Annotated in this window: 21 protein-coding genes; 13 read left to right on the plus strand and 8 right to left on the minus strand. The window is 60.1% G+C overall.

Translation table 11 applies throughout. The annotated features are described in order from the left end of the window. Window positions 1–47: 47 nt before the first annotated feature. From A8B82_RS08520 to A8B82_RS08540, 5 genes are all read left to right on the plus strand, one after another. Window positions 48–1,631 (plus strand): ABC transporter substrate-binding protein, encoded by a 1,584-nt coding sequence (locus tag A8B82_RS08520; RefSeq protein ID WP_235604644.1) that lies wholly within the window; start codon window positions 48–50, stop codon window positions 1,629–1,631. A gap of 87 nt (window positions 1,632–1,718) precedes the next feature. Further along, window positions 1,719–2,699, plus strand: coding sequence for an ABC transporter permease (locus A8B82_RS08525; RefSeq protein WP_067290809.1), 981 nt, complete (start codon window positions 1,719–1,721; stop codon window positions 2,697–2,699). Between the two features lies 1 nt (window position 2,700). Beyond that, window positions 2,701–3,663 (plus strand): ABC transporter permease, encoded by a 963-nt coding sequence (locus A8B82_RS08530; protein WP_067290812.1) that lies wholly within the window; start codon window positions 2,701–2,703, stop codon window positions 3,661–3,663. Between the two features lie 64 nt (window positions 3,664–3,727). Further along, the gene (locus A8B82_RS08535; RefSeq protein ID WP_067291107.1) at window positions 3,728–4,708 is read left to right on the plus strand and encodes an ABC transporter ATP-binding protein; all 981 of its coding nucleotides are present in this window, start codon (window positions 3,728–3,730) and stop codon (window positions 4,706–4,708) included. Further along, window positions 4,708–5,670 carry an ABC transporter ATP-binding protein gene (locus tag A8B82_RS08540; protein ID WP_067290814.1) on the plus strand — a complete coding sequence of 321 codons (963 nt, stop codon included), beginning with the start codon at window positions 4,708–4,710 and terminating at the stop codon, window positions 5,668–5,670. Before A8B82_RS08535 ends, A8B82_RS08540 begins: the two co-directional genes overlap by 1 nt. Window positions 5,671–5,685: 15 nt before the next feature. On the opposite strand, the gene hemF is transcribed toward A8B82_RS08540, so the two are convergent. Beyond that, window positions 5,686–6,567, minus strand: coding sequence for an oxygen-dependent coproporphyrinogen oxidase (hemF, locus tag A8B82_RS08545; RefSeq protein ID WP_067291110.1), 882 nt, complete (start codon window positions 6,565–6,567; stop codon window positions 5,686–5,688). 426 nt (window positions 6,568–6,993) lie between these two features. Here hemF and A8B82_RS08550 point away from each other — a divergent pair, with 426 nt between their 5' ends. From A8B82_RS08550 to A8B82_RS08560, 3 genes are all read left to right on the plus strand, one after another. Further along, a complete protein-coding gene (locus tag A8B82_RS08550; protein WP_067290817.1) occupies window positions 6,994–8,226 on the plus strand; it encodes a surface lipoprotein assembly modifier in 1,233 nt (410 codons plus the stop codon). Between the two features lie 133 nt (window positions 8,227–8,359). Further along, window positions 8,360–10,480, plus strand: coding sequence for an ATP-binding protein (locus tag A8B82_RS08555; RefSeq protein ID WP_067290820.1), 2,121 nt, complete (start codon window positions 8,360–8,362; stop codon window positions 10,478–10,480). Then, window positions 10,477–11,130: a response regulator transcription factor gene (locus A8B82_RS08560; protein WP_201120768.1), complete on the plus strand. Its 654-nt coding sequence runs from the start codon at window positions 10,477–10,479 to the stop codon at window positions 11,128–11,130. Before A8B82_RS08555 ends, A8B82_RS08560 begins: the two co-directional genes overlap by 4 nt. A gap of 9 nt (window positions 11,131–11,139) precedes the next feature. Here the strand turns inward: A8B82_RS08560 and A8B82_RS08565 are convergent, their stop codons facing one another. Next, window positions 11,140–11,982 (minus strand): hypothetical protein, encoded by an 843-nt coding sequence (locus A8B82_RS08565; RefSeq protein WP_138069709.1) that lies wholly within the window; start codon window positions 11,980–11,982, stop codon window positions 11,140–11,142. 437 nt (window positions 11,983–12,419) lie between these two features. Then, complete coding sequence (locus tag A8B82_RS23910) at window positions 12,420–13,085, minus strand: GntR family transcriptional regulator (RefSeq protein ID WP_067290829.1); 666 nt, start codon at window positions 13,083–13,085, stop codon at window positions 12,420–12,422. 163 nt (window positions 13,086–13,248) lie between these two features. Here A8B82_RS23910 and A8B82_RS08575 point away from each other — a divergent pair, with 163 nt between their 5' ends. From A8B82_RS08575 to A8B82_RS08595, 5 genes are all read left to right on the plus strand, one after another. Further along, window positions 13,249–14,340 carry a cupin domain-containing protein gene (locus tag A8B82_RS08575; RefSeq protein WP_067290832.1) on the plus strand — a complete coding sequence of 364 codons (1,092 nt, stop codon included), beginning with the start codon at window positions 13,249–13,251 and terminating at the stop codon, window positions 14,338–14,340. 109 nt (window positions 14,341–14,449) lie between these two features. Further along, on the plus strand, window positions 14,450–14,923 hold the full coding sequence (locus A8B82_RS08580; protein WP_067290834.1) for a MarR family winged helix-turn-helix transcriptional regulator: 474 nt from the start codon (window positions 14,450–14,452) through the stop codon (window positions 14,921–14,923). Continuing rightward, window positions 14,920–16,188: a multidrug effflux MFS transporter gene (locus A8B82_RS08585; RefSeq protein WP_235604645.1), complete on the plus strand. Its 1,269-nt coding sequence runs from the start codon at window positions 14,920–14,922 to the stop codon at window positions 16,186–16,188. The genes A8B82_RS08580 and A8B82_RS08585 overlap by 4 nt, the downstream gene beginning before the upstream one ends. Before the next feature lie 90 nt (window positions 16,189–16,278). Further along, a complete protein-coding gene (locus tag A8B82_RS08590) occupies window positions 16,279–17,484 on the plus strand; it encodes an efflux RND transporter periplasmic adaptor subunit (RefSeq protein WP_082899201.1) in 1,206 nt (401 codons plus the stop codon). A gap of 18 nt (window positions 17,485–17,502) precedes the next feature. Then, complete coding sequence (locus tag A8B82_RS08595; protein ID WP_067290836.1) at window positions 17,503–20,607, plus strand: efflux RND transporter permease subunit; 3,105 nt, start codon at window positions 17,503–17,505, stop codon at window positions 20,605–20,607. A 169-nt stretch (window positions 20,608–20,776) separates the two neighbouring features. On the opposite strand, the gene A8B82_RS08600 is transcribed toward A8B82_RS08595, so the two are convergent. The 5 genes from A8B82_RS08600 to A8B82_RS08620 all read right to left on the minus strand — a co-directional run bounded on the left by A8B82_RS08600 (window position 20,777) and on the right by A8B82_RS08620 (window position 25,362). Beyond that, window positions 20,777–21,181 (minus strand): hypothetical protein, encoded by a 405-nt coding sequence (locus A8B82_RS08600; protein ID WP_138069711.1) that lies wholly within the window; start codon window positions 21,179–21,181, stop codon window positions 20,777–20,779. After that, entirely contained in the window at window positions 21,144–22,181 is a 1,038-nt protein-coding gene (locus A8B82_RS08605) for a LacI family DNA-binding transcriptional regulator (RefSeq protein WP_235604646.1), read from the minus strand. Before A8B82_RS08605 ends, A8B82_RS08600 begins: the two co-directional genes overlap by 38 nt. 31 nt (window positions 22,182–22,212) lie before the next feature. Continuing rightward, entirely contained in the window at window positions 22,213–23,715 is a 1,503-nt protein-coding gene (locus A8B82_RS08610) for a tripartite tricarboxylate transporter permease (protein WP_067290840.1), read from the minus strand. Between the two features lie 11 nt (window positions 23,716–23,726). Then, the gene (locus A8B82_RS08615; RefSeq protein ID WP_067290843.1) at window positions 23,727–24,146 is read right to left on the minus strand and encodes a tripartite tricarboxylate transporter TctB family protein; all 420 of its coding nucleotides are present in this window, start codon (window positions 24,144–24,146) and stop codon (window positions 23,727–23,729) included. A 61-nt stretch (window positions 24,147–24,207) separates the two neighbouring features. Next, on the minus strand, window positions 24,208–25,362 hold the full coding sequence (locus A8B82_RS08620; protein WP_201120770.1) for a hypothetical protein: 1,155 nt from the start codon (window positions 25,360–25,362) through the stop codon (window positions 24,208–24,210). Between the last annotated feature and the right edge of the window lie 70 nt (window positions 25,363–25,432).

Raw genomic sequence — 25,432 nt, forward strand, 5'->3', positions numbered from 1 at the left:
AATCCTGACTGGAAAACACTGTTGGAATAGAAAAATAATGGGAGTTAATGATGACCAAGACACTTACACTGATGTCCACGGCATTGCTTTTGTCCACAACCGCGCTGGCCCAGGCCGAAACCCTGAGATGGGCGCGGTCTGGCGATGCCCTCACCCTCGATCCGCATTCCCAGAACGAAGGGCCGACACATACCATCCGGCACCAGATGTACGAGCCTTTGATCATTCGCGATGTTACCGGTGCGTTTGAGCCGACGCTTGCCACAGAATGGGGACCAAGCGAAGACGACCCCAATGTCTGGGTATTCAAGCTGCGTGAAGGCGTGAAATTCCACGATGGGGCCGATTTCACCGCCGAGGATGTGGTGTTCAGCTTCAACCGCGCCAAGACCGAGAATTCGGACATGAAGGAGTTGATCAACTCCATCACAGAGGTGCGCGCAGTGGATGATTACACCGTCGAGATGGTCACAGACGGGCCAAACCCGATTCTGCCCAGCAACCTGACCAACCTGTTCATCATGGACAAGGACTGGACCGAAGCGAACAACACCGTCGATGTGCAGGATTTCGAGGGCGGTGAGCTGACCTATGCCACCACCAATGCCAACGGCACCGGCCCCTACAAGCTGGAAAGCCGGGAGCAGGACGTGAAAACGGTCATGACCCTGAACGAAGACTACTGGGGCAAGGACCAGTTCCCGCTGGACGTGACTGAAATCGTCTATACGCCGATCCAGAACGCCGCGACCCGCGTCGCCGCCATGCTGTCGGGCGAGGTGGATTTTCTTCAGGACATGCCGGTGCAGGATCTGGAACGCGTCAACAACGCGGACGGGCTTGTGGTCAAGCAGGCACCGCAGAACCGGGTGATTTTCTTTGGCATGAACCAGGGTGCCGATGACATCGAAGCCGACAACGTCGATGGCAAGAACCCGCTGGCAGATGCACGGGTGCGCAAGGCGATGTCGATGGCGATCAACCGTGATGCCATCCAGCAGGTTGTGATGCGCGGGCAATCCCAGCCCGCCGGGATGATCGCGCCGCCCTTTGTCAACGGCTGGACCGAAGCGATGGATGCGGAATCCACCACTGATATCGAAGGTGCCAAGGCATTGATGGAAGAGGCCGGTTATGCGGACGGTTTCTCGATCCGGCTCGACTGTCCGAACGACCGCTATGTGAACGATGAGGCGATCTGCCAGGCCGCAGTCGGGATGCTGGGCCAGATCGGCGTGACGGTAAACCTGGATGCCAAGCCCAAGGCGCAGCATTTCCCCTTGATCACCGACGGCAAGACCGACTTCTACATGCTGGGTTGGGGCGTGCCGACCTACGATTCCGAATATATCTTCAACTTCCTGGTCCATGGGCGTGAAGGTGATATCGGGACATGGAACGGCACCGGCTATGACAACGACGCGCTGGACGCCAAGATCAAGAGCCTCGCTTCCAACACCGATCTGGAAGCCCGCAATGCCGACATCGCGGACATTTGGCGGGTGGTGCAGGACGAGACGCTGTACATCCCGATCCACCACCAGGTCCTGAACTGGGGCATGACCGACGCCGTCGGCATCGAGGTCGATCCCGAGGATCAGCCGAAGGTGAAGTATTTCACCATGAAGTGAAGCAGGTCCTGACGGACCGGGCGAGGGCGGCGCTGCGGGTGCCGCCTTTTCCTTGACCTTCCGCTTAACAGATTGTCCACTCATCCAATGCTCGCCTTTGTCATCCAACGCGTCGCGCAATCCGCCCTCGTCCTGCTGGTCGTGGGGCTGGTCGCCTTTTCGATGTTCCGTTTTGTCGGGGACCCCATCGACAACATGCTGGGCCAGGAGCGCACGCAGGCAGACATCGACCGGCTGCGCACGCAACTGGGGCTGGATCAGCCGTTTCCGGTGCAATATGTCAAGTTTCTGGGCAATGCCGTGCAGGGCAATTTCGGGATCAGTTACCGGCAGGGGCGGCCTGTCTCGGACATCCTGATGGAACGGGCACCCGCCACGCTGGAACTGGCTGCGGTTTCGGGTTTTCTGGCCATCTTCATCGGCATCGGTCTGGGGGTCTTTACCGCCATCAGACGCGAGGGGTTCGCGGCCAATGCGATCATGTCGCTGTCGCTGATCGGGGTATCCCTGCCGACCTTTCTGATCGGTATCCTGCTGATCTATCTGTTTTCGGTCGAACTGGGCTGGCTGCCCAGTTTCGGGCGGGGTGACACGGTACGGGTGGGCGGCTGGAGCACCGGGTTTCTGACAGCATCGGGGCTCAAGGCGCTGATCCTGCCCTCCATCACGCTGGGGCTTTACCAGATGACGCTGATCATGCGGCTGGTCAGATCGGAAATGCTGGAGGTGCTGCGCCAGGATTATATCCGCTTTGCCCGTGCGCGGGGGCTGCGGGAACGGGCGGTGAATTTCCGCCATGCGCTGAAGAACACGCTGGTGCCGGTGATCACGGTGACCGGCCTGCAACTGGGCAGCATCATCGCCTTTGCGATCATCACCGAAACGGTGTTCCAATGGCCCGGCGTGGGGCTGCTGTTCATCAATGCAATCCAGTTCGTGGATATTCCGGTGATGGCCGCTTATCTGATGCTGATCTCGGTCATGTTCGTGGGCATCAACCTGATTGTGGACCTGCTGTATTTTTCCATTGATCCGCGCCTGCGGGCGGACCGGACAAAGGCGCATTAAGATGACAGACACCCAACTGCCCCCCGATGCACCGATCGCGGTCAAGGACCCCTCGCGGCTGAGCCTCGCACTGCAAAGCGATTTTATCTATACCTTCAAACGCTCGCCCGTGGCGATGATCAGCTTTGCCGTGGTGACGATCATGGTTCTGGCCGCCATCTTTGCCCCGCTGGTGGCACCCTACAACCCGTTTGACCCCGCATCCCTGAACCTGATGAACGGATTTTCCCGGCCGATGACGCCCAATGCCTTTACCGGCGATACCTTCTGGCTGGGCACGGATGATCAGGGCCGCGACGTGTTTTCAACCATCCTATACGGGATGCGGATATCGCTTTTTGTCGGGGCGGCGGCGGTGCTGTTTGCCATGATCCTCGGCATCACGCTGGGCATGCTGGCGGGCTATGTCGGCGGCTGGACAGAGACGATCATCATGCGCGTTGCCGACGTGCAACTGACCTTTCCGGCGATCCTGGTGGCGATGTTGATCTTTGGTATCGCCAAGGGGATCACGCCGGTGGAATACCGCGACCAGATGGCGATCTGGGTGTTGATCATCGCCATCGGGCTAAGCGACTGGGTGCAGTTCGCGCGCGTGGTGCGCGGGGCGACGCTGGTGGAGAAAAACAAGGAATACGTGCAGGCCGCCCGGCTGATCGGCCGGACATCTCCTGCGATCATGCTGCGGCACATCCTGCCCAATGTGCTGGGCCCGGTGCTGGTGATTGCGACCATTTCGCTGGCGCTGGCGATCATCGCGGAGGCGACGCTGTCGTTCCTCGGCGTCGGCGCGCCGCCCACGCAACCCTCCCTTGGCACGCTGATCCGGATCGGGCAGGGGTTCCTGTTTTCCGGTGAATGGTGGATTTTGCTGTTCCCGGCGGCGACCCTGCTGGCATTGGCGCTGTCGGTGAACCTGCTGGGCGACTGGCTGCGCGATGCGCTGAACCCGAGGTTGCGGTGATGAAGTGCGAAACAGAGGCGCTTGCACGCCGGGCCTCTTCAGACACGGATTCCGATGCATGACCATGACCCAACCGATCCTCTCCATCCGCGACCTCACGGTCGAAATTCCCACCCGCCATGGCATCCTGCGGCCCGTGGACGGGATCAGCTATGACATCGGGCGGGGCGAGGTGCTGGGCATCGTGGGCGAATCCGGGGCGGGAAAGTCCATGGCGGGCAACGCGGTGATTGGCCTGCTCAGCCCCCCCGCGCGTATCGCCAAGGGGGAAATCCACGTGGGCGGCACCCGCATCGACCACCTCAAGGGCGACGCCATGCGGCGTCTGCGGGGTAAGCAGATCGGCATGGTGTTCCAAGACCCGCTGACTTCGCTCAACCCGCTGCTGCGCATTGGCGACCAGTTGACCGAAACCATCCTTGCCCACCTTGATGTGTCGCGCAGCGAGGCAGAGAAACGCGCGGTTGCAGCGCTGGACGAGGTCGGCATCCCCGGTGCAAGGGAACGGATCAATTCCTATCCGCATGAATTCTCGGGCGGAATGCGGCAGCGGGTGGTGATCGCCCTGGCGCTTTGTGCCGAACCGTCGCTGATCATCGCGGATGAGCCGACCACCGCGCTGGATGTGTCGGTACAGGCGCAGATCATCGCGTTGCTCAAGGCGCTGTGTCGCGACCGGGGGACTGCCGTGATGCTGATCACCCATGACATGGGCGTCATCGCCGAGGCGGCGGACCGGGTGGCGGTGATGTATGCGGGCAAGCTGGCGGAGCTTGGTCCGGTGCGTGACGTGCTGACCAGGCCGCGCCACCCCTATACCGACGGGCTGATGGGATCGACGCCGCTGGCCTCTCGCGGGAAGGCACGGTTGCACCAGATACCCGGCGCGATGCCACGGCTGGATGCGTTGCCTTCCGGTTGCGCCTTTCATCCGCGCTGTCCTTATGCGCAGGACAAATGCAGTGCCGATCCCGGCCCGACCCTGGCGGATGGCAATGGTGCCGCCTGCTGGTTTCCGCTGCCTCATGACGCAAAGGTGGCATGATGGCTTTGGTGTCCGTTGCAAACCTGACCCGTATTTTCGACGTGTCCAAACCCTGGCTGAACCGCGTCGTGGAACGCCGCAAGAAGGCCTTTCTGACCGCTGTCAGCGATGTCAGCTTTGATATCGAGGAACGCAGCGTTTATGCGCTGGTGGGGGAAAGCGGGTCGGGAAAATCGACCATCGGCAAGATACTGGTGGGCCTGTTGCCGCCCACTGAAGGATCGGTAAAGATCCGTGATGTGGATCTTGCCCGCGAACGCGATGCCGCCCGTGTCGATGCGGTGCGCGCCGATATCCAGATGATCTTTCAGGACCCATACGCCTCGCTCAATCCGCGCTGGCGGGTGCGCGATATCATCGTGGAACCTGTCGCGGCGCGGGGCGGGCAGACCAGGGGAATGGCGGAAAAACTGCTGGAGCAGGTCGGGCTGTCGGCCCGTGATGCCGGGAAGTTCCCGCATGAATTTTCCGGCGGACAGCGCCAGCGCATCTGTATCGCCCGCGCGCTGGCGTCAGAGCCAAAGCTGATCGTCTGCGATGAGCCGACATCGGCGCTGGACGTGTCGGTGCAGGCGCAGGTGCTGAACCTGATGAGCGATCTCAAGGACGATCTGGGGCTGACATATCTTTTTATCAGTCACGATCTGACCGTGGTGCAGCATATCTCCGACAAGGTCGGCGTGCTCTATCTGGGGCGCTTGGTGGAAGAGGCCGCGCCGGACGAATTGTTCGACGATCCCAAGCACCCCTATACCCAGATGCTGCTTGAGGCCGCCCCGAAGCTGGGTGAATTCGGGCGCGAGGTTGATCCGCCAAAGGGCGAAATCCCTGATCCGATCAACCCGCCACCCGGCTGCGCCTATCATCCGCGCTGCCCGCTGGCAGAGGACATCTGCCGCAAGGAACGCCCCGAAATGCGTCCCCTGCGCGGCGCGCGGGTCGCCTGTCACATGGCTGAATAGGGGCCAAACAGCGGTTCAGTACCATTTCGCCATTGGCGGCAGGCTCATCAACACGGCATCGGGGTCATGGCCGGTTTCCAGACCGAACTTTGTGCCGCGGTCATAGACAAGGTTGTATTCCGCATAGAGCCCCCGGTGGCGCAGTTGCGTGTCCTTGTCCGCGTCGTCCCATGGTGTTTCGCGGCGCTTGTCCACCAGCGGCACAAAGGCGGGCAGGAACGCCGCGCCCACATCCTGCGTCAGCTTGAAATCCGCGTCCCAGTCGCCGGTGTTGCGATCGTCGTAGAAGATGCCGCCAACCCCGCGCGCCCTCTTGCGGTGCGGAATATAGAAATATTCGTCTGCCCAGGCCTTGAGTTCGTCATAAAGAGCCGGGCCATGCGGGTCGCAGGCCCGTTTCATCTCGCCGTGAAAATGGGCGGTGTCCTCGGCATATTCGATACAGGGGTTCAGGTCGGCCCCGCCGCCGAACCACCAGGCATGGGGGGTCCAGAACATGCGGGTGTTCATGTGAACCGCAGGCACATGGGGGTTCTGCATATGGGCCACCAGACTGATGCCGGAGGCCCAGAAGCGCGGATCGTCCTTCATGCCCGGCAGACCCTTGCGGGCTGCCATCGCCGCCTGCGCCCGCTCACCCAGGGTGCCGAAGACGGTCGAGATGTTGACGCCCACCTTTTCAAACACGCGCCCGCCGCGCATCACGCTCATTTCGCCGCCGCCCGCGTCCGATCCATCCTCTGCGGTGCGGGTGGTGGCGCGGACGTCGAACTGTCCGGCAGGGCTGTTGCCGGGCTGGCGCGCTTCCAGTGCAGTGAATGCCGTCACGATGTCATCGCGCAACTGGCGGAACCAGGATGCGGCCTGCGTTTTCTCCGCCTCGAAAATCTCTGTCATGGATGAGCCACCTGATCTGTTTTGGCCAAGGTAACCCGGTGCGATGGCGGTGAAAACCATAACCGACCGGCATTACAGAGTTTCGGGATAAACTTGAAACATCGCACATCACTTTTCGCGTTCGACCGAAGGGAGAGGCCGCGAACAAGTGATCCAAGTATATCCCGGATCGCTTTAAGGCGTGAAAGGGCATGGCTGTGCAGGCATCTTGTCGCAGTATTTCCGGCATGATCCGTCAACACGGCATTTCAAACGCTTAGCTGTCGTGTCTCCCCTGTTGGGGGGAGTGAACGGGGCGCATAATTCGCCAAAAACAAACCAGCCGCGTGATGTTGTGCGGCTTTGGACATGCGGGGGCCGACAGCGGCCCGCCGTCAGGGGAATGGGTGTGAGTTTCTACCATATTTCGACGTTCCACGGGATGTTATGTTCAGGTTTGTCATGACCCTGGGGGCACTGGTTCGGCTCCTGCGCAGGGCAGGGACCTTGTGTGCCTTTTGCCTTTTGCTTGGTGGCGCGCCGGCCCAGGCCCAGCAATCGCTGGATGAAACCTGGCTGGCGGCGGTTCGCCTTGTCCAGGCAGGCCATCACGAGCAGGCACTGCCACTGGTGGAACGGCTGGTATCCGCACAGCCGCGCAACAAGAAATACCGGTTCGAACTGGCGCTGGCGCTGTTCCGGCTGGGTCGTGACGGGCGGGCGAAGTTTCATCTTGAGCAACTGCGTGGCACTGATCTGACGCATCAGGAAAGGCAGGTGGTCACCCGGATGATCGGCGCAATCGAGGCGCGGCAGGTCTGGTCAGGGTATTTCAGTTTCAACCTGCGGCCGGAATCAAACGGGACCAAGCAAACGGAGGACCGCGTGCTTGTGATTGGCGGGCTGCCGCTGACACTGGACGAGACAGCGATTGGCAAGGCAACGGTCAGCACCATTGTGACCACCGGGTTCAGCTACGGGCCGACGATCAGAGAGGGGCTGAAGGCGCGGTTTTCGCTGGATGCCTATCTCAAGTTCAACCCGGAGGTCGCCCTGCGCGACTATCAGTTGACAGGGCGGGCGGGTCTGGCATTCACAACACCCCAGGGGCGCTATTGGGATGGCGGTATCCTGATGGGCACCCGCCGGTCGGCGGACCGCCCCTATTCCGAGACTTTCGGGCTATATCTGAATCACGCGCGTCGCATCGGCAAGGCAGGCACATTGCGGCTGGGGGGCGAGGTGTCGCGGGCCTTTCGCAGGCGCGGGTTGGCCGATATCGACCGGGCGTTCCTGTCGGTCGGATATGCCCATGCCATTGGGGGCAATGCACAACTGTCCTTTACCGGCTATCTGGAACATAACGATTCCGATCAACTGACCACCGATGGCGTGCGTCGCGGGCTGAGCGTGAGCGGGCTTTACGCCTTTGATGGCGGGCTGATGACCAGCCTGACCCTGCGCGGAGAGACCGATGACCGCACCGGTGTCAGCCGGTTGTTCGGTGCCGCACGCAGCGATCGTAAGATCGCGGTCGACCTGCGGGTCTATCACAGGGATTTCCGCATCGGCAGCTTTGCCCCCGAAGTCCAGTTCGGGATCGAGAGGAACCGCTCGAACATTCCGCTGGCGGACTACACCAACCGGTATTTTTCACTTGGCCTGACCCATCGGTTTTAGGGTCACAAAGATGTTGTTTTTTGTTTTAATTAACATAACGATAGGCGGCAATCTCCCCTGCGCCGGCTTTTCTACCGGGCCGGGAAAAACCGAACTCATTTTTGCAATGCCCCATAGCGTGTGAGCACAAAACATGTCCAGGTTCCTGTATCGTCTGTCCCCCACCGTGATCATGCTGACCTCAGCGATGATTGCCCTGATCCTGACCACCTCTGCGGTGTTGCTGTCCATCGACCGACCCTACCTTGACCTGCCGCAGGGGGTGACGCCGACCGTTGTCGGCGAAGTGGTGCTGGAGGAAACGGACCTGATCAGCGAGCCGGATTTCCTTGGCACCTATCCCCGGATGACGGCATTTTTTGCCCGGCAGGATCTGATCGTGGCGGAGCTGGCCAAGCCGGAGGTGTCCGTCACCTACACCGTTCCCGGTGGTGCGACGGAAACAGGGGTCTTTACACCCCGACCGCGACAGATCGGCGATCTGCCATTTCCCTTCTGGTTCCAGCAAGGGGTCGGCATTCTGGCGCTGTTGGTGGCGGGCTGGGTGATATCCCTGCGGCGCGAGGACTGGGGCGCGCGGATGTTTGCCCTGACGGGGTTGTTTGTGCCGGTATTCGCGATTGCCGCATCGGTCTATTCGACACGGCAGATTGCGCTGCCGGGTGATGTTTTCAAACTGCTGTCGCAGACCAACCATTTCGGGGCGGGGTCCTTTGGCATCGCACTGGTCGGGCTCTTCGTGATGTACCCAAAGCCGCTGTTCCATCCCCGCTGGCTGTTGGTGCCGCTGGTGGTCTTTGGCACCGGGATCATGCTGGATCTGATGTACGTCGGCACCGACATCTGGCTGAACCTAGTGGTGCCAACCCAGACCCTGCTGGCCCTTGGTTTTGGCGTGATGCAATGGTGGCGCTCGCGGCGCGATCCGCTGAGCCGGGCTGGGCTGCGCTGGTTCTTCCTGTTTTCGCTGGTCGGCGTGTCGCTGTTTGTGTCGCTGTCGGTGCTGCCGCCCGCGCTTGGCATCGCCGACGGAGGTTTCATTCCGCAAGCCTATGCCTTTGGCTTTTTCAATCTCATGCATATCGGACTGGCCCTGGGGATCATCCGTTGGCGGGTCTTCGAGCTGGATCGCTATGCCTATTACGTCTGGGTCTGGCTGGCGGGTGCCGTGTTGATTTTTGTTACGGACCTGATCTTGCTGCTGTGGCTGCGCGAACAGCCCTGGGCGTCGCTGGCGCTGGCGCTGCTGATCGGTGGGTTCCTCTATTTCCCGCTGCGTCAGCTGCTGCTGGTGCGGCTCTTCGGCACCAAAACGCCACAGGCCTCGGGAATGATCCCCGAGGTGATCGACGTCGCGCTGGCACCGACCCAGCGGTTGCAGAACGAACGCTGGGATGCGCTTTTGCAGGATACCTTTTCCCCCGCTGCACAGATAGAGGTGCTGGAGGATGCCCCGGCAAAGGCCAGCATTGCGGAGAATGGCGTGGCACTGCTCTTGCCTGCGTTGACGGGTGTTGCGGGGCGCAGGATACGCTATGCGTCAGGCGGCAGGCGGTTGTTCAGTTCTGCCGACGTGCAGGCAGCGGCGACGCTTGTCCGCATGCATGGCGTGGTCCGCGAAAGTCACTTGGCCTATGAACGCGGGGTCAATGTCGAACGGGACCGGATCAGCCGCGATGTACATGACAACATCGGCGCGCAATTGCTCAGCGCGCTGCATGCTGCCGAAGGGTCACGCAAGGACGGGCTGCTGCGCGACACGCTGACCGATCTGCGCCAGATCATCAGCGATGGCTTCCGGTCGAATTACAAGCTGTCGGATACCACTGCCGACGTCCGGGCAGAGATGGCGGACAGGTTGGAGGTGCACGGCATCGCGTTGAACTGGCCTGCCGCCTCGCTTGAGGATCTGTCCCAGGTCTCTGAAACGCAGGTGCCCTTCCTGATGGTCAATACCTTGAGGTCGCTGACCCGCGAGATCACCAGCAACATCATCAAACATGCCAGCGCAACCGAAGTGACGGTAAACCTCACCTTATCAGAGGATATGTTGGGGCTGGAATTCGTCGATAATGGTCATGGATTTGAGACGGCGGATGTACACAGAGGGGCAGGGCTGGACAATATGGAGGAACGGGTCAGGACCATTGGCGGTACGATCCAGTTCCGGCGTCTGCCAAAAGGGATGCGTATCAATGTCAGCCTGCCGCTCGATGTCTATTCCCGTTCAGAAATGGCACAGGCTGCAATGTGATTGAAAAGATACTGATCGTCGAAGATGTGGCGCAAAGCCGGGCATTCATGACAGGGATACTGTCGGGCATATTTTCCGATGCGGAAATACTGGAAGCGCCGGACATGCGCACGGCTTTCTTTCTGTGTGAAAGGCATCAGTTCGACCTTGCACTGGTGGATTTACAGCTGCCGGATGGCGACGGTTATGGCGTTCTGCGCAAACTGCATCAGACGCAGGACGACGTGACAGCCATCGTCACCACCGCCATGGGCAGTGACAGCGCCATCGTGGCGGCATTGTCGGCGGGGGCGGACGGCTATCTGCTGAAAAGCGATCCGCCTGATCTGATTGCAAGCCACCTGCGGCAAATCCCCGACGGCACGCCGCCCCTTTCGCCGGCGATTGCCCGGCGTGTGATGGATCATTTCCGCCAGACCGGTCCAAGCGTGGATGACAACGCGACCCTGACCCGGCGTGAATCCGAGGTACTGTCGCTGGTGGGCCGGGGGTTGCGGGTTTCGGACGTGGCTGGCGCGCTTGAACTGGCACCCAGTACGGTATCGAGCCACATCAAGTCGATCTATCGCAAGCTCAACATTTCCAGCCGCGCCGAAGCCGCCTATCAGGCAGCCCGTCTGGGCCTGCTGACAGGGGACAGGCCACGATAGAGCGGTCCATCAGCCTGCTTGGCGGGTCTGGACGGCGTCGAACAAAGCCTGGGCCAGTTTCTCGGGGGGAGCCTTCACGCCGAATACATCCAAAATGATCTCTTGCGCGCGCGCCATGACGTGATCCTCGCTCATTGTTTCGTAGGGATCACCGTTGACGACCCGGCGGAAATGAGTTTCGAGGAACCCCTTGGGGTCATCAAGCTTCATATAGTCGGTTGCAAGAGTGAGGTTTTCGGCATGGTAGCTGTCGTATATTGCTGAGCATGTATCCTGGCTGAGCATTGAGGCATTCGTGCGCTTGTAGGTGTCGGGGAGATGGTCCAGCAACCGCCCCATGAATGTGCTGTCGTGCCGTCCTGAAAAGAACAACTCGTGTGACCGCATCATCAGGTGCAGCAGTGCGTGGTCGATGCTTGGATTGACATTGGTTTTCGGGGCGGGGGGGGCGGACGTATCGAAGACCGCGCCGATCTGGTGATAGAAGTCTTTGATCGGATCACCCTCGATCATCTCGGCCGAAACAAGGGGGCGCAGGATAATCTTGGCATTCGGCATGGTTTCTTGCCAGGCCTGAAGAATAGGCAGGTATGCGGGGCGTTTAAGGTCGATGTATCTGTCCACCGTTTCACGAAGGGTCAATCCCTCGCGCATGTCCCATTGCTTCCACGCCGACGGAATCCAGTCGGCTTGCGGTCGCATGTAGAATATCGCCGTTACAGGAAATTTTTCATCGATGCCCTGCAAAAGGCGCTTTGGTGCGTTCTTGTTGGCCAGATTCTCTGAGGACAGGATCAAAGACGTCCCCTGGTCTGCATTCTCAAGTGCCGAGAGTATCTTTTCCTTGATCACCTTTGCTTCGGGCGGATTTGTCATCGCGGATTCCAACTCCCAAAGGGGGGGTTGGGCCTGTTGCCGGGTTGGTGACGGGATGAAGCCGCGATTCAGTATCTGGATTTTCTGCGCCGACAAGTTATCGAATTGCGCCTGAAGCCCGGCAAAAGTTGCAGTGCTTCCGCATTTTGGAAACCCTGCGTGTACAATCAGATGACTCATTCACTTGCTCCTGGCCGGCACAACAGATTTTTCCGGTGCGCTGGCTGCGTATCAATATTCCGGCTTGAGGGCGATACCGAATAGATCGGTAATTTGGCGCTTCCCAACGGGACTTGCCCGAGTCTGAATCTTTCTGTGCGGATTGTCCAGATTACGGGCACATTCGAGATTGTCTTGCGGCACTGCCGCATCATGGTGGGCATTCAACGTTTACAAACTCCCGGCAAGTGACGTCAGATTTCGGACATCAGGCCCAGGGTGCGGCAGGTTGTGATGCCGACGCGGATGTGCTGTTCAGACGCGTTCTGCGCGGTGACGGGGTCGCCAGCGTCAATGGCCTTTGCAACGGCCATGTACCCGTGAGCCGCAAGCGCGCGATGCCGCGGGCTGGCCATCATATGGACCCGGAGTTGCGCCAGCCGGTCATGATACAGCAGCACGGATTGCGCCATCACGCGGTTGTCGCAGAGCGATGTGAGAATTTCGAAGAACCGGTAGATGGCGGCGTTGAAGCGCTGGGGCGTTGCGTCATCCGCCGTCTCGCTGGCTTCGGTGATGCAGGCGACAAGTTGGCGGGCACCTTTCCTGTCGACTGTCAGCGCAGATTTGGCCGCCACCGTGGGTTCCAGCAACAGGCGCAGTTCAAACAGGTGGCCAACCTCTGTCTGGTCAAGCTCTGACAGTTTGAAGCCGCGCGTGGTTGTGTCCAGCAGCCCCTCGTGGACCAGCAGTTGCAGGGCTTCGCGGACCGGGGTGCGCGAAATGTTCATGTCGCGCGCCAGCGTCGCATCTACCAGCCGGTCCTCTGGCGTCAGATCCCCCTGCCGCACGCGGTCGCGCAGAATCCGGTAGACCTGATCCTTGAGAGCCAGCGGGCGGTCGAATTGGGGTGTCGGCATCTGGGGTCCCTGATGGTGGCTTGCTCCGCAGCATGGCGCAAATACTTGTTGCAGGAAAGTTAAAACTGCATACAGTATTCTGAATATCACAGTTACAGACTTGGCGGCCAAACGTGGCGGGCCATAGCTTCGATTGATCAGTTGAAAGAGCAAAGGAGGCGTCATGCCGACCCCCGAAATTCTGGCCGAGGTGCTGCTGCCCACACAGGAGCTGCGCGACGACCTGCCATTCTTTACCAAGACCCTGGGCATGCGGCTTGAGAACATCTTTCCCGCAGACGATCCTTCTGTCGCCAGCTTTTCGGGCCACGGTTTGCGGGTGCGGATCGAAAAGGGGGCCGATGTACCGCCGGGGCGGTTGCGCATCCTGACCGACACGCCGGAGGATTTCGCCGGCGGGCAGCGCCGCCTGACCGCGCCGAATGGCACGGTGATCGACATTGTGCCGCTGTCGCCCGCGGTGGATCAGCCCGTGACGCAGCATGAATTCGACGTGCGCCGCCTGCGGGACGAGGCGCCTTGGGTGATCGGTCGCGCAGGCATGCACCACCGCGACCTGATCCCGACACGGTTGGGCGGGTCGATCATCGCCAGCCACATCCGCATTCCAGATGGTGGCCCAGTGCCAGATATGGTGCACTACCACACGGTCGGGTTTCAGCTGATCTTTTGCTACAAGGGGTGGGTTGATGTGCTGTATGAGGATCAGGGCGATGTGATCCGCCTGCACGCGGGTGATTGTGTGACCCAGCCGCCGGGCATCCGCCACCGGGTCATGCATGCCTCTGCCGAGATCGAAGTGATCGAGATTGGCGTGCCAGCCGAACATGTCACCACCATTGACCACGACTTTACCCTGCCCAACGGCAAGGGCGATCCGGCGCGCGAATGGGACGGGCAGCGGTTTGTGCATCATGTCAAGGAGGGGGCCGTCTGGCGGCCCTTCCGCATGCCGGGGTTTACCGCGCGCGACACCGGGATCACCGCAGGGACAAAGGGTGTCGCGGGCATTCAGGTGGTGCGCGCGGATGAGGGCACGCCGGTGCCTGCGACACATGATGCCGACATCCATTTTACCTTTGTCATGGAAGGCACGATGACGCTGAGCGCAGAAGGCCAGGAGGACCGCGACCTGCAACCGGGAGATGCCTTTGTGGTCCCGCCGGGCATGGTCACCAAATACCGCGATTGTTCCGACGATCTGGAGCTGCTCGAAGTCGCACTGCGCGGCGATTTCAATACCACGCTGGTCTGAACGGCAGGGCAGGGCCGGGAAAAAACTGCGTTGGCACCGTTGACTTCTGCGGTGCAGAAAATATGTATGCCATATAATAAGCCAACCTTAGTATATGGTGACCTTCCCCATGAGTCCGAAAATAGACCCCGATACGCCCGGATTCCTGATCAGCACCACGGCACGCCTGATGCGGCTCGCTTTCGAGCGCGAGATTGAGCGTGCGCAGATCGGCGTGACGGCGGCAGAGGCACGGGTATTGGCACATATGTCGGTCTGCGGCGGCATGCGGCAGCACCATCTGGCGGACCGGCTGGGATGCGCCCCGATGAGCGTCACCGCATTTCTGGACAGGCTCGAACGGGCCGGGCTGATCGAGCGCAGCGCCGATCCCAAGGACAGGCGCGCCAAGATCGCCCGTCTGACACCGGCGGCGGGGCCGATCCTCGAACAGATACAGACTGCCGGTGAACGGTCGCGAAAGGTTGCCTTTGCCGGGGTGCAAAAGGACGATTTCGAGGCCTTCAAATCCGTTTGCCGACAAGTACGCAGCAACCTGGACGAGCCGCGCAGCGCCCGTGACCCCGAAATGGTGACGGAATGACCGCCGCGCCGATCATGAGCGAGAGGCGCGTCAGCTTCATCGGTGCTTTCCTCGTGGCCATCGGCCCGATTTCGATGGCGCTCTACACGCCCGCTATGACCGAATTGGTGGCGGCTTTCGGCTCCACTGAATCCGTGATCAAGCTGACGCTGACGCTCTATTTCGGGGGGTTCGCCTGTGCGCAGTTGGTTGCTGGGCCCTTGTCAGATGCGCTGGGGCGCAGACCGGTCACAATTGCGTTTCTGCTGCTCTACTGTGTCGCCAGCATCCTGGCGATGCTGGCACCCACGGTCGAGGTGTTGATCCTTGCCCGGTTTGCCCAAGGTGTCGGCGCATCAGTGGGTATCGCGATATCGCGTGCGCTGGTGCGCGATCTGTTCACCGATGAAAAATCCTCGCGGATCATGAATCTGATCGGGATTATTCTGGCGCTTGGGCCTGCGCTGTCTCCGACTATGGGCGGGCTGATGCTGCTGGTGTTTGGCTGGCGGTCGTTGTTTGTCATGATGACCCTGATCGGCATTGGCGCAATTGTGGCGGTGTACTTGTGGATGAAGGAAACCGTTGAACGGGACCTGTCGCGCCTGAACCTTGGCGAATTGGGGCGCAGCTACCGGATGCTGCTTGGCAACCGCCAGTTTCTGACGGCGGCAGGGGTGATCGGTGGCGCGTTGGGTGCGATCTATGCGCAGGCGACCTTCCTGCCCTTCATCCTGATCGACACCGTCGGGTTGACGCCGCAGCAGTTTGGCCTGGCGATGCTGGCGCAATCGGGCAGCTTTTTCGCGGCATCGCTGTTGATGCGTGCGCTGATGAGCAGGTTCAGCGCCAAACGCCTTGTTCCGGTTGGACTTGGGCTGATCGCCCTGGGCAGTCTTGGAACCATGAGCCTGCTGATCTGGTCGCCCAGTTTCCTGCATGTCATGATCCCGGTTGCGATCTATGCCTTTGGCATCGCATTTGTGATGCCCGATATGTCCACTGTCGCACTGGCCCCTTTCCGGCGCGAAGCGGGCGCGGCGGCGGCGATGCTGGGCTTTATCCAGATGGGTTCTGGCCTTTTTGTGGGAACCTTGGGGGCATTCTTGGGGGATGCGGTACTGGCTATGGCGCTGCTTATTCCGATGATGGGGGCGGGGGCCTGTATCGCATATTTCCTGCATCGGCGTACAAATGTCATCGTATACGCTGCACCCAATCACCCGCCTGGCAGTTCCGGACCGTTGGGCCCTGGAACGGCCCCGGTTACCGGGCCGGACCGCTAAGCCTGCATCACCCATGCTTTGCCGCATTGCAGCAGGGCGCTAGTTATATCATAAGTCATCCAAATAGATGCCTGACTGGACCTTCATATCATGCCTTCGATCCATATTTTGCGGCTCTTGATGCCATTGTTCGTGACGCTGGCTTTGGTCGGCTTTCCGCTGGCCGCGCAACAGCAGGGCAGGCCACCCCCCACTGTCACGGTACAAACAGCCAAGCCACAGGATGTCACCCTGACCACCACACTGCCGGGGCGGGTTGTGGCCTCTGCCATGGCGGAGGTACGTCCGCAAGTCGCCGGGATTGTGACAGATCGGCTGTTTCAGGAAGGTGGACGAGTTGAAGCGGGTGATGTGCTGTTTACAATCGACCCGGCTAGTTATCAGGCGGCTGTGGCCCAGGCCGACGCGGCGGTTGCTCAGGCGCAGGCGCAGTTGAATGCGGCGCAAAAGGAAGAAGCCCGCCAGCGGGAGCTTGCCTCGCGCAATGTGTCCAGCACTGCGGCTCTTGATACAGCGATTGCGGCGCGGGATTCAGCGCTGGCCGGATTGCAGGCCGCACGCGCGCAGTTGAATGCGACGCAGATCGAGTTGGACAGAACAGAGATCAAGGCCCGCCTGTCGGGTGAAATCGGGCGGTCGCTGACCAGCCAGGGCGCATTGGTGACGGCAAGCCAGGCCAGCCCGCTGGCGGTGATCCGCAATATTGATACCGTCTATGTCGACGTGACCCAATCCGCCGCCGAGATCATCGAATGGCGGCGCGGGAATGCCGGCGCGCGGATGGCCGACAGCATGCCCGAGGTCAGTCTGACCCTGGCCGACGGCAGCGTCTATGACCAAAAGGGCAGATTGACAGCGGCCGAGCCCGACGTGAACGAGCAGACCGGCGTCGTGGTTCTGCGGATGTCATTCGACAATCCCGACAAGCTGCTGTTGCCGGGTATGTATGTCCAGGTAGAAATGCCGACCCGCATTGCCAAGGCGGTTTTCCTGGTGCCGCAAGAGGCCGTGAGCCGGGACCGACGGGGCCAGCCCGTTGCCATGGTCGTGGGGGCCGAAAACGTGGTGGAAGCGCGGCAACTGACCGTCGTGCAGGATCTGGGCAGTGACTGGGTTGTCACGGACGGGTTGAACGCGGGTGACAGGATCGTGACGGTCGGGCTGCAAATGGCGAGCGCTGGTGCCACGGTCAACCCTGAAGAGGCCACTGCCGGAACGCCGCAGGGTCAGGCTGAACCGGCTTCATCTGGCGAAGCGCCCGCTGCGGCAGAACCCGCAGCAACACAATCCGAATAATCAAGAACCGGGAAACCCATGGCACGTTTTTTTATTGACCGACCGATTTTTGCCTGGGTCATCGCGATTTTCATCATGGGCGTCGGCATCCTGTCCATCCTGACACTGCCGGTCGCGCAATATCCGCAGATCGCGCCGCCCACGGTGTCGGTCAATGCCGCCTATCCGGGGGCCTCTGCCGAAACAGTGGCCAATACTGTCACCCAGGTGGTTGAACAGCAGATGACCGGGCTGGACGGGCTGCGGTACATATCATCCAATTCCACATCTTCCGGCACTTCCAGTGTGACCCTGACATTCGAGACCGGAACCGACCCGGATATCGCGCAGGTGCAGGTCCAGAACAAGCTGGCGCAAGCCACCGCATTGCTGCCGGAGATCGTGCAGCGGCAGGGTGTGACGGTGCAGAAATCCGCGTCCGGCTTTCTGATGGTGATCGGGTTGATTTCGGAGGATGGAAAGCTCGATGCCACCGATCTTGGCGATTACCTGAGCACCAATCTGGTCAATGAACTCAGCCGGGTCGAGGGCGTCGGCAGTGTCCAGGTCTTTGGCGCGCAATATGCCATGCGGATCTGGCTGGACCCGGCCAAACTGGCCGCATTCGAGCTGACACCTGGCGACGTTGTTGCTGCTGTCTCTGCCGAGAACGCCCAGATTTCTGCCGGGGCCTTCGGATCGCTGCCCACGGTCGAGGGGCAGCAGCTGAACGCGACGATCACCGCGCAATCGCTGCTGCGCACGCCCGAGGATTTCCGCCAGATCGTGCTGCGTGCCGAAACCGATGGCGGCCTCGTGCTGGTCAATGATGTGGCACGGGTCGAGATCGGCGCGGAAAGCTATGCCACCATTTCGCGCTACAACCGCAACCCCTCCACCGGCATGGCGCTGAGCCTGGCACCCGGTGCCAATGCGCTTGAAACCGCAAATGCGGTGGAATCGCGCATGCAGGAACTGGCGGAGTTTTTCCCCGAAGGGGTCACCTATGTGGTGCCCTTCGACACCACGCCCTTTGTCACCATCTCTATCGAAGAGGTGATCAAGACGCTGGTGGAAGCCATCGTGCTGGTGTTCCTCGTCATGTACCTGTTCCTTCAGAACTTCCGCGCAACGCTGATCCCGACGCTGGCCGTGCCGGTGGTGCTGCTGGGCACCTTTGGTGTGATGGCGGTGCTGGGCTTTTCGATCAACACCTTGACGATGCTTGCGATGGTGTTGGCCATCGGTTTGCTGGTGGATGATGCGATTGTCGTGGTCGAGAACGTCGAGCGGATCATGGAACAGGAGGGCCTCGGCCCCGTCGAGGCGACCCGAAAGTCAATGGATCAGATCACCGGCGCGCTGATCGGCATTGCGGTGGTGTTGTCGGCGGTCTTTGTCCCCGTGGCGTTCTTTCCCGGCTCAACCGGTGTGATCTACAAGCAGTTCGCGGTCACCCTCATTTCGGCCATGTCACTTTCTGTCATCGTAGCCCTGACGCTGACGCCTGCGTTGTGCGCAACGCTGCTCAAACCCAACGGTCACAGCACAAAGCGTGGCCCCTTCAAATGGTTCAACATCGGCTTTGACCGGCTGCGCGGCGGATATACCGGGCTGGTCGGGGGCATTGTCCGGCATCCGTTCCTCAGCGGAATGGTCTATCTGGCGATCATCGCGGCGATGGGCGCATTGTTCCTGCGGACGCCACAGGGCTTTTTGCCGGATGAGGATCAGGGCATTCTCTTTACGCTTGTGCAGGCACCGACCGGGGCAACGGCAGACCGTACTCTTGATGTGATCAAGCAGGTTGAGGACTATTATCTCACCCAGGAAAGCGAGATGGTTGAATCGGTCTTTGGCGTTGTCGGGTTCAGCTTTGGCGGGCAGGGGCAGAACATGGGCCTTGTCTTTGTCCGGCTCAAGGACTGGGAAGAACGCACAACGCCAAACCTCAGCGCGCAAGCGCTGGCAGGGCGGGCATTCGGCGCGTTCAGCCAGATCAGGGATGCTATGGTCTTTCCCGTCGTGCCACCTTCGGTGATCGAACTGGGGAACGTGTCGGGGTTTGACTTCTACCTTCAGGCGCGCGGCGGACAGACCCATGAACAGCTTCTGGACGCGCGAAACCAATTGCTGGGCATGGCCGCGCAAAGCCCGCTGATCGCCTCGCTGCGCCCAAGCGGGTTGGAAGACGCGGCACAATTCAACCTGGACATCGACTGGCGGCGCGCCGGGGCGATGGGTGTGACGGCAACCGACGTCGGAAACCTGCTGACGATTGCCTGGGCGGGACGTTATGTGAATGATTTCATCGACGAAGGCCGGATCAAGCGGGTCTATGTGCAGGGCGAGGCCGAAGCGCGGGCGCAGCCGTCGGATTTGAAAAAATGGCGGGTCCGCAACTCCAGCGGCGGTCTGGTTCCCTTTTCGAATTTTACCGATGCCAGCTGGAGCTACGGGCCGCAGGGTGTAAGCCGTTACAACGGTGTCCCTTCCATGCAGATGCAGGGATCGCCCGCACCCGGCACCAGCACCGGCGACGGGCTGGCGGAACTGGAGCGGCTGGCAAGCCAGCTTCCCCCCGGCTTTGCCATCTCGCCCACGGGTCTGTCGCTGGAAGAACAGGAATCCGGAAACCAGGCACCGCTTTTGTATGCGCTCTCTCTTGCCGCGATTTTCCTCGCGCTGGCAGCACTCTACGAAAGCTGGTCAATCCCGTTTGCGGTGATGCTGGCGATGCCAATCGGGGTTCTTGGGGCGCTGACCGGGGCCTGGTTGGGCGGGTTTGAAAACGGTGTGTTCTTTCAGGTCGGCCTGCTGACGGTGATCGGCCTGACCGGCAAGAACGCCATCCTGATCGTGGAATTCGCCCGCGATCTGCGCGAGGCGGGCGAGAGCATCATCGAAGCCGCCCTTGACGCCGCAAGGCAGCGGTTCAGACCGATTATCATGACGTCGATGGCGTTCTCGCTGGGCGTGCTGCCACTGGTGCTGAGCAGCGGCGCGGGGTCGGGCGGGCGCACAGCCATCGGCAGCGGCGTTTTGGCCGGGACCATTGCGGCAACGATTTTCGGGGTGCTCTTCGTGCCGTTTTTCTTTGTGATCATCGCACGTTTCACCCGCGGCAAGAAGGCCGCGTCGTGATCCAGGTGTTGGGAAACGGGGGAACGCTGTTAGGTTAGATGTTGCAACCCAGTTTAGAATGAGACCCCACGGTAGCCGTGTAAACACCATTCAGAAATGTCACCATTTGCGCAAAGCAGAAATGTCATCAAGGGCACCAATGGTAGCAAAGCCTGACAGGGCGTAGACCTCAGATATCGGAGCCCTGGCTGGCCTTGCGGTGGTTGTGAACACGTTCAATCCAGACTGTCGCTTGGCTCTGAGATATCCCAAGGTTTTTGCTGAGTTTCAGAGCGAGCGCATAGTCCGTCCGGGCAGGGCGCATTTTATGAAGCACCTCTACATGTCGCATTCTTGCCTCTGGATAACCCTCAAAGAAGACACCAAATTCGCTGAGTTCCATGTCCCAGTGAACCCGCAGTGCTTTGCGAATGAACATTTCGTCATGGCCGTCGTCTTCCAACCGGCTACAGCCAATTTTCCTATAATCCGATTTATGTAATAAATATCCATATTGGCTTTGGCATCTTTGATAGTTTTCCATCAAGTTGATGCCATTAGCCGGATTCACGCTGTTGTACTTCAAAGCCGACATCTGTCACGGCCTCGACGTTGTCACTGTCATCCAGACGTGCCAGCAATTGATCTGCTGCGCGCGTGCCAAGTGCATCGCGATCGACCCGGACAGTGGTGAGCGATGGATAAACGTCAGAAGCGAATTCCTGATCGCCAAAACCGATCACGGCAATTTCGCCAGGAACGTCAAGTCCGCGAACCTGTGCCTCGACCAGCACGCCATGGGCCAACACGTCCGAACTGCAAAAGATCACGCCGCGCGTAAACCCATGGTCTTCCAACAGCTGTCCGAGCGCGGAACGTCCGGCGCCAAAGCGCGCAGCCCCTCCAATATCGGCGCGCGCGACCGGCTGACCGCCAAGTGCCTCGAACCGGGTGGCAAAGGCAGCGCGGCGACGGTCGGCGCGTTCGTCCGCCGCCGTCACGGTCGCCGCCCGTGCATAGCCCTTGTTGCGGGCGAACTCGGCAACGCTGCGGCCTGCGTCGGCGTGACTGAACCCGACGCACAGGTCGATTGGAGAGCTCGTCAGGTCCCAAACTTCCACCACCGGGATATTGGCCCCCAAAAGCAGGCGGCGGGCCTGTGCGTTGTGGTGGATCCCGGTCAGAAGCATGGCATCCGGCCGACGAGACAGATGCGCCGCGATCAGCGTTTCTTCCTCTGCCGGGTCGAAACCGGTTTCGGACAGGAGAATTTGATACCCCGCATTTCGGATGCGTTCGCTGAAACTGCGAACGAAAGAGGAATAGACAATATTCGTGATCGACGGAATCAGGGCTGTGACCAGCCGTGACTTATTGGACGCAAGCGCCCCCGCTATGGCGTTGGGCACAAACCCGGTCACCTCGATGGCCTCGCGAATGCGGCGTAGCGCATCCGGAGACACCTTGGAGGGATCGGACAATGCCCGCGATACGGTGACCTGGCTCACGCCGGCCATCCGGCCCACGGCTGCCATGGTCACGCGCTTGGAAGACGCTCCGTTCTGTCTGATCTTTTCCTGTGTCATCTGTGGCATATTTTGACGCCCTCCCGGCGACACGCAAGCGCTATAACAAGCGAGCTTCCAGTTTTCGCTGCCGCTTTGACATATAGACCGATGCGATTAGGGATCCGATGATCAGCACCCACAAAATCACGGCAATCCAGCTCTTTGTGAAGAAAATCGTCAGGTCACCAAAACTTTCAATGCTCTTCACAAAATAGATCTCTGCCGAGGGGCCCAGGATGAAACCGATGATGAACGGCGCGACCTCGAGCCGGAGCTTGACCGCGACCCAGCCGAACAGGCCGAAGATCAGCAACGTCCAGACATCGAACATGATGCCATAGTTGATCGTATAGGCACCGATCACGCACATCATCAGGATGATCGGGAACAGCACATGTTTCGGGATTGTCACGACCAGCGCGAAATAGCGGATCGCCACATACATCATGGTGAACATGGCGACATTCGCGATCAGCATGGCAAAGATCATGGCGTTCCAGGTGTCGGGGTTGTTGCCGATGAAGAGCGGGCCCATCTGGATGCCCTGAAGGGTAAAGGCACCGATCAGGAGCGCCGTCGTGCTGTCACCGGGAATGCCGAGCGACAAAAGCGGCACCAGTGCGCCACCGGTCAGGCCGTTATTGCCGGACTCGGAGGCGATGAGCCCGGCAGGTTCACCCTTACCAAAGTTTTCCGGCGTCTTGGAGAATGTCTTGGCGTTGGAATATGCGAGGATGGACGCTGCCGAGCCACCGACACCGGGAAGAATACCAACGAATGTGCCGATTCCTGATGAGCGGATCAGATTGACGGCTTGGCCCTTGAAGACGGAAAAGGAAAAAGTCGATCCGGAGCCGATCTTCACATCTTCTTTGCTTTGGCCCTTTGGCACGCCAAGCTCGGCCTCGTCGAGGATCGCGGCCAGGCCGAACATACCGATCAGGACCGGCAAAAGGGAAAAGCCGCTGTCCAGCCAGTATTCTGTGCCCGGCGGAATGAGACGCAGTTTGCCGTTGCCGCCGTCGGAAATGTCATAGGTCCCGATAAGCGCGATGAATATCCCCAGGAACCCCGAGAAGATGCCCATCAGCATGTCTTTTGACAGCGCCGCCATGACTGTCAGGGCGAAGAGAATGATCAGGAATTTCTCGACATAAGAAAACTCGATGGCGAAATCCGCAAGCGTCGGCGCAAAGAAGTATAGCGCAAACAGGCTGATGATCCCGCCGATGAAGGACGAGGTGATCCCGATGCGCAGGGCCTTTTCGCCCTCGCCGCGTTGGGCCATCGGATAGCCGTCGAACGTGGTCGTGATCGAAGACGGGGTGCCTGGAATGCCCAGCAGGACCGCCGGAACGAGACCCCCCGAGATGCCGCCGACGTATAGCCCGAGCAGCAGCGCCAGACCGTTTTCCAAGCCAAGCGAATACGTCAACGGAAGGCAGACGGCCACGGCCATTGTCGCGGTCATTCCCGGTATGGCACCGAAGATGATCCCGACGAAGGTTCCCCCGACAACGAGGGCTAGGAACAGAGGGGTGATGAGCGACAGGAATTCCATGGGCGTATCCTTCAGGGAAGGGTCAGGAAAAAGATCTCGGTGAAGAGCCACCAGACCAGCGCGGGCGCAACGACAGAAATGACAAGCATCAAAAGCATCTGTTTCAATGTCCGTTCATGCATGAAAAGCACGCCTGTCGCGAAGACATAGGGAATCGAGCAGATCAGGAATCCCAGTCCGGTATTCGGCCAGATATCCCCGACGGGAACCATCAAAGAGAAATAGAGCACCGTCAGAACCAGCGTTCCGAGGAAGCGCGGCTTGTCCATGTGGCTAGCAATCTGCCCCCAATAGGCACCTGCCTCGGCAAGCTTATGGCGCCGCTTGGCGATGATGGCGAGGCCCAGCAGCACAAGGATGCCTCCGATCAGCGTCGGAAAGATCAGATGCGAGCGATCGAAGTCAATGGTGACCTGTGTCAGGCTGTCCATTCTTTCCTCCCATGGAAGAACAGCAAAGGCCCGGACGCGAGTCGTCCGGGCCGGATGGCACTCAGCTGTCGCCGGAAATCTGCTCGATCACCTTGGAATAGGTGTCGCGCTTGTCCATCAGGTGCTGACGGGCATCTTCGGCCGGCAGGAAGTTTGGAATGAAGAAGGACGCCTTCTGACGTTCCTGGATCTCACCTGCTTCGAAGATCGCTGTCAGGGCCGTGTCGATCTGGTCGATGATTGCCGGGTCCATGTTCGGATTGTAGAGGAAGAAGAATTCCTTGTCGAAGGTGAAGTCTTCTTCGCCGTCCAGCGTCACGCTTGTTTCGGGCGATGCGTATTGCAGCAGCTCGTCGCGTGTGGTGTTGCCCATGCCTTCGGCCGGGGCCTGAGCAAGCGTTTCGGCGCGCGCGGTGATCCAGACGAAGCGCATGCACTTCTGATCGTCCTGCGGCAGTTGGGTGAACTGCTCGTTGGCCTGAATGGACCCATTGATCACATCGGCCAGATCGTCCCACATTGCCTGGTTCTTGTCGGATTGCGATCCGGTGTTGACGGCGACGATGTTCTCCTCGGAGCCGGGCGCACGAACCGAAGCGGCGTTCTTCATGGCCGAGAAGCCGACTTCTGATACCCCACCCGGCTGGATGGCGACGCGCACGCGCTCGCCGCCTTCAGCAGCGCTCAGGATGTCTTCCATCGACTGGTAAGGGCTGTTGCAGGTCACCAGATAGGCATTGCCAGGATTGATCGCGACGGTCTGGCCGACGGTGTAACTTTCGAACGGGTTGTCGTATCCGGTCACGCCATAGAGGTTCCCGAGATAGGATTGGTCGTGGAAGATCATCAGCGTGGTGCCGCGGCTGTCACGGCCAAGCGCCTTGAACGCCTCGGTCGCGCCAACAGCATCAACTTTGATGTTGATGCCCAGATGCTCCGCCAGAGCGTCTGCGACAATCGCCGAGTTCTGATAGGTGTCACCGCCGGTCGATGTTGAACCGATAACCATGCGGACATTGCGTGGCAGATCCTGAGCAGCTGCGCTGATCGGTTGGACCAACAGCGCAGCGGTGCTGGCTGCGGCAAGAAGTGTTCTCCGGGTAAAGGGCATTGTTTTCCTCCCATGAACCGCCGGGTGGCGGCGTTTGGCTCCATTTGGTTCACACGCTTCGAATGGTGCGTCAGACGACTCACGCAATGATGAATGCGCATACATTGTATGACCACAACGCTGCACAACGTGTCAACCCAGCAAATTAATTCTCTCATTATTTACCATCTGCGTT

Source organism: Sulfitobacter sp. EhC04 (assembly GCF_001650875.1).
In the GTDB taxonomy this organism is placed as follows: Bacteria; Pseudomonadota; Alphaproteobacteria; order Rhodobacterales; family Rhodobacteraceae; genus Sulfitobacter.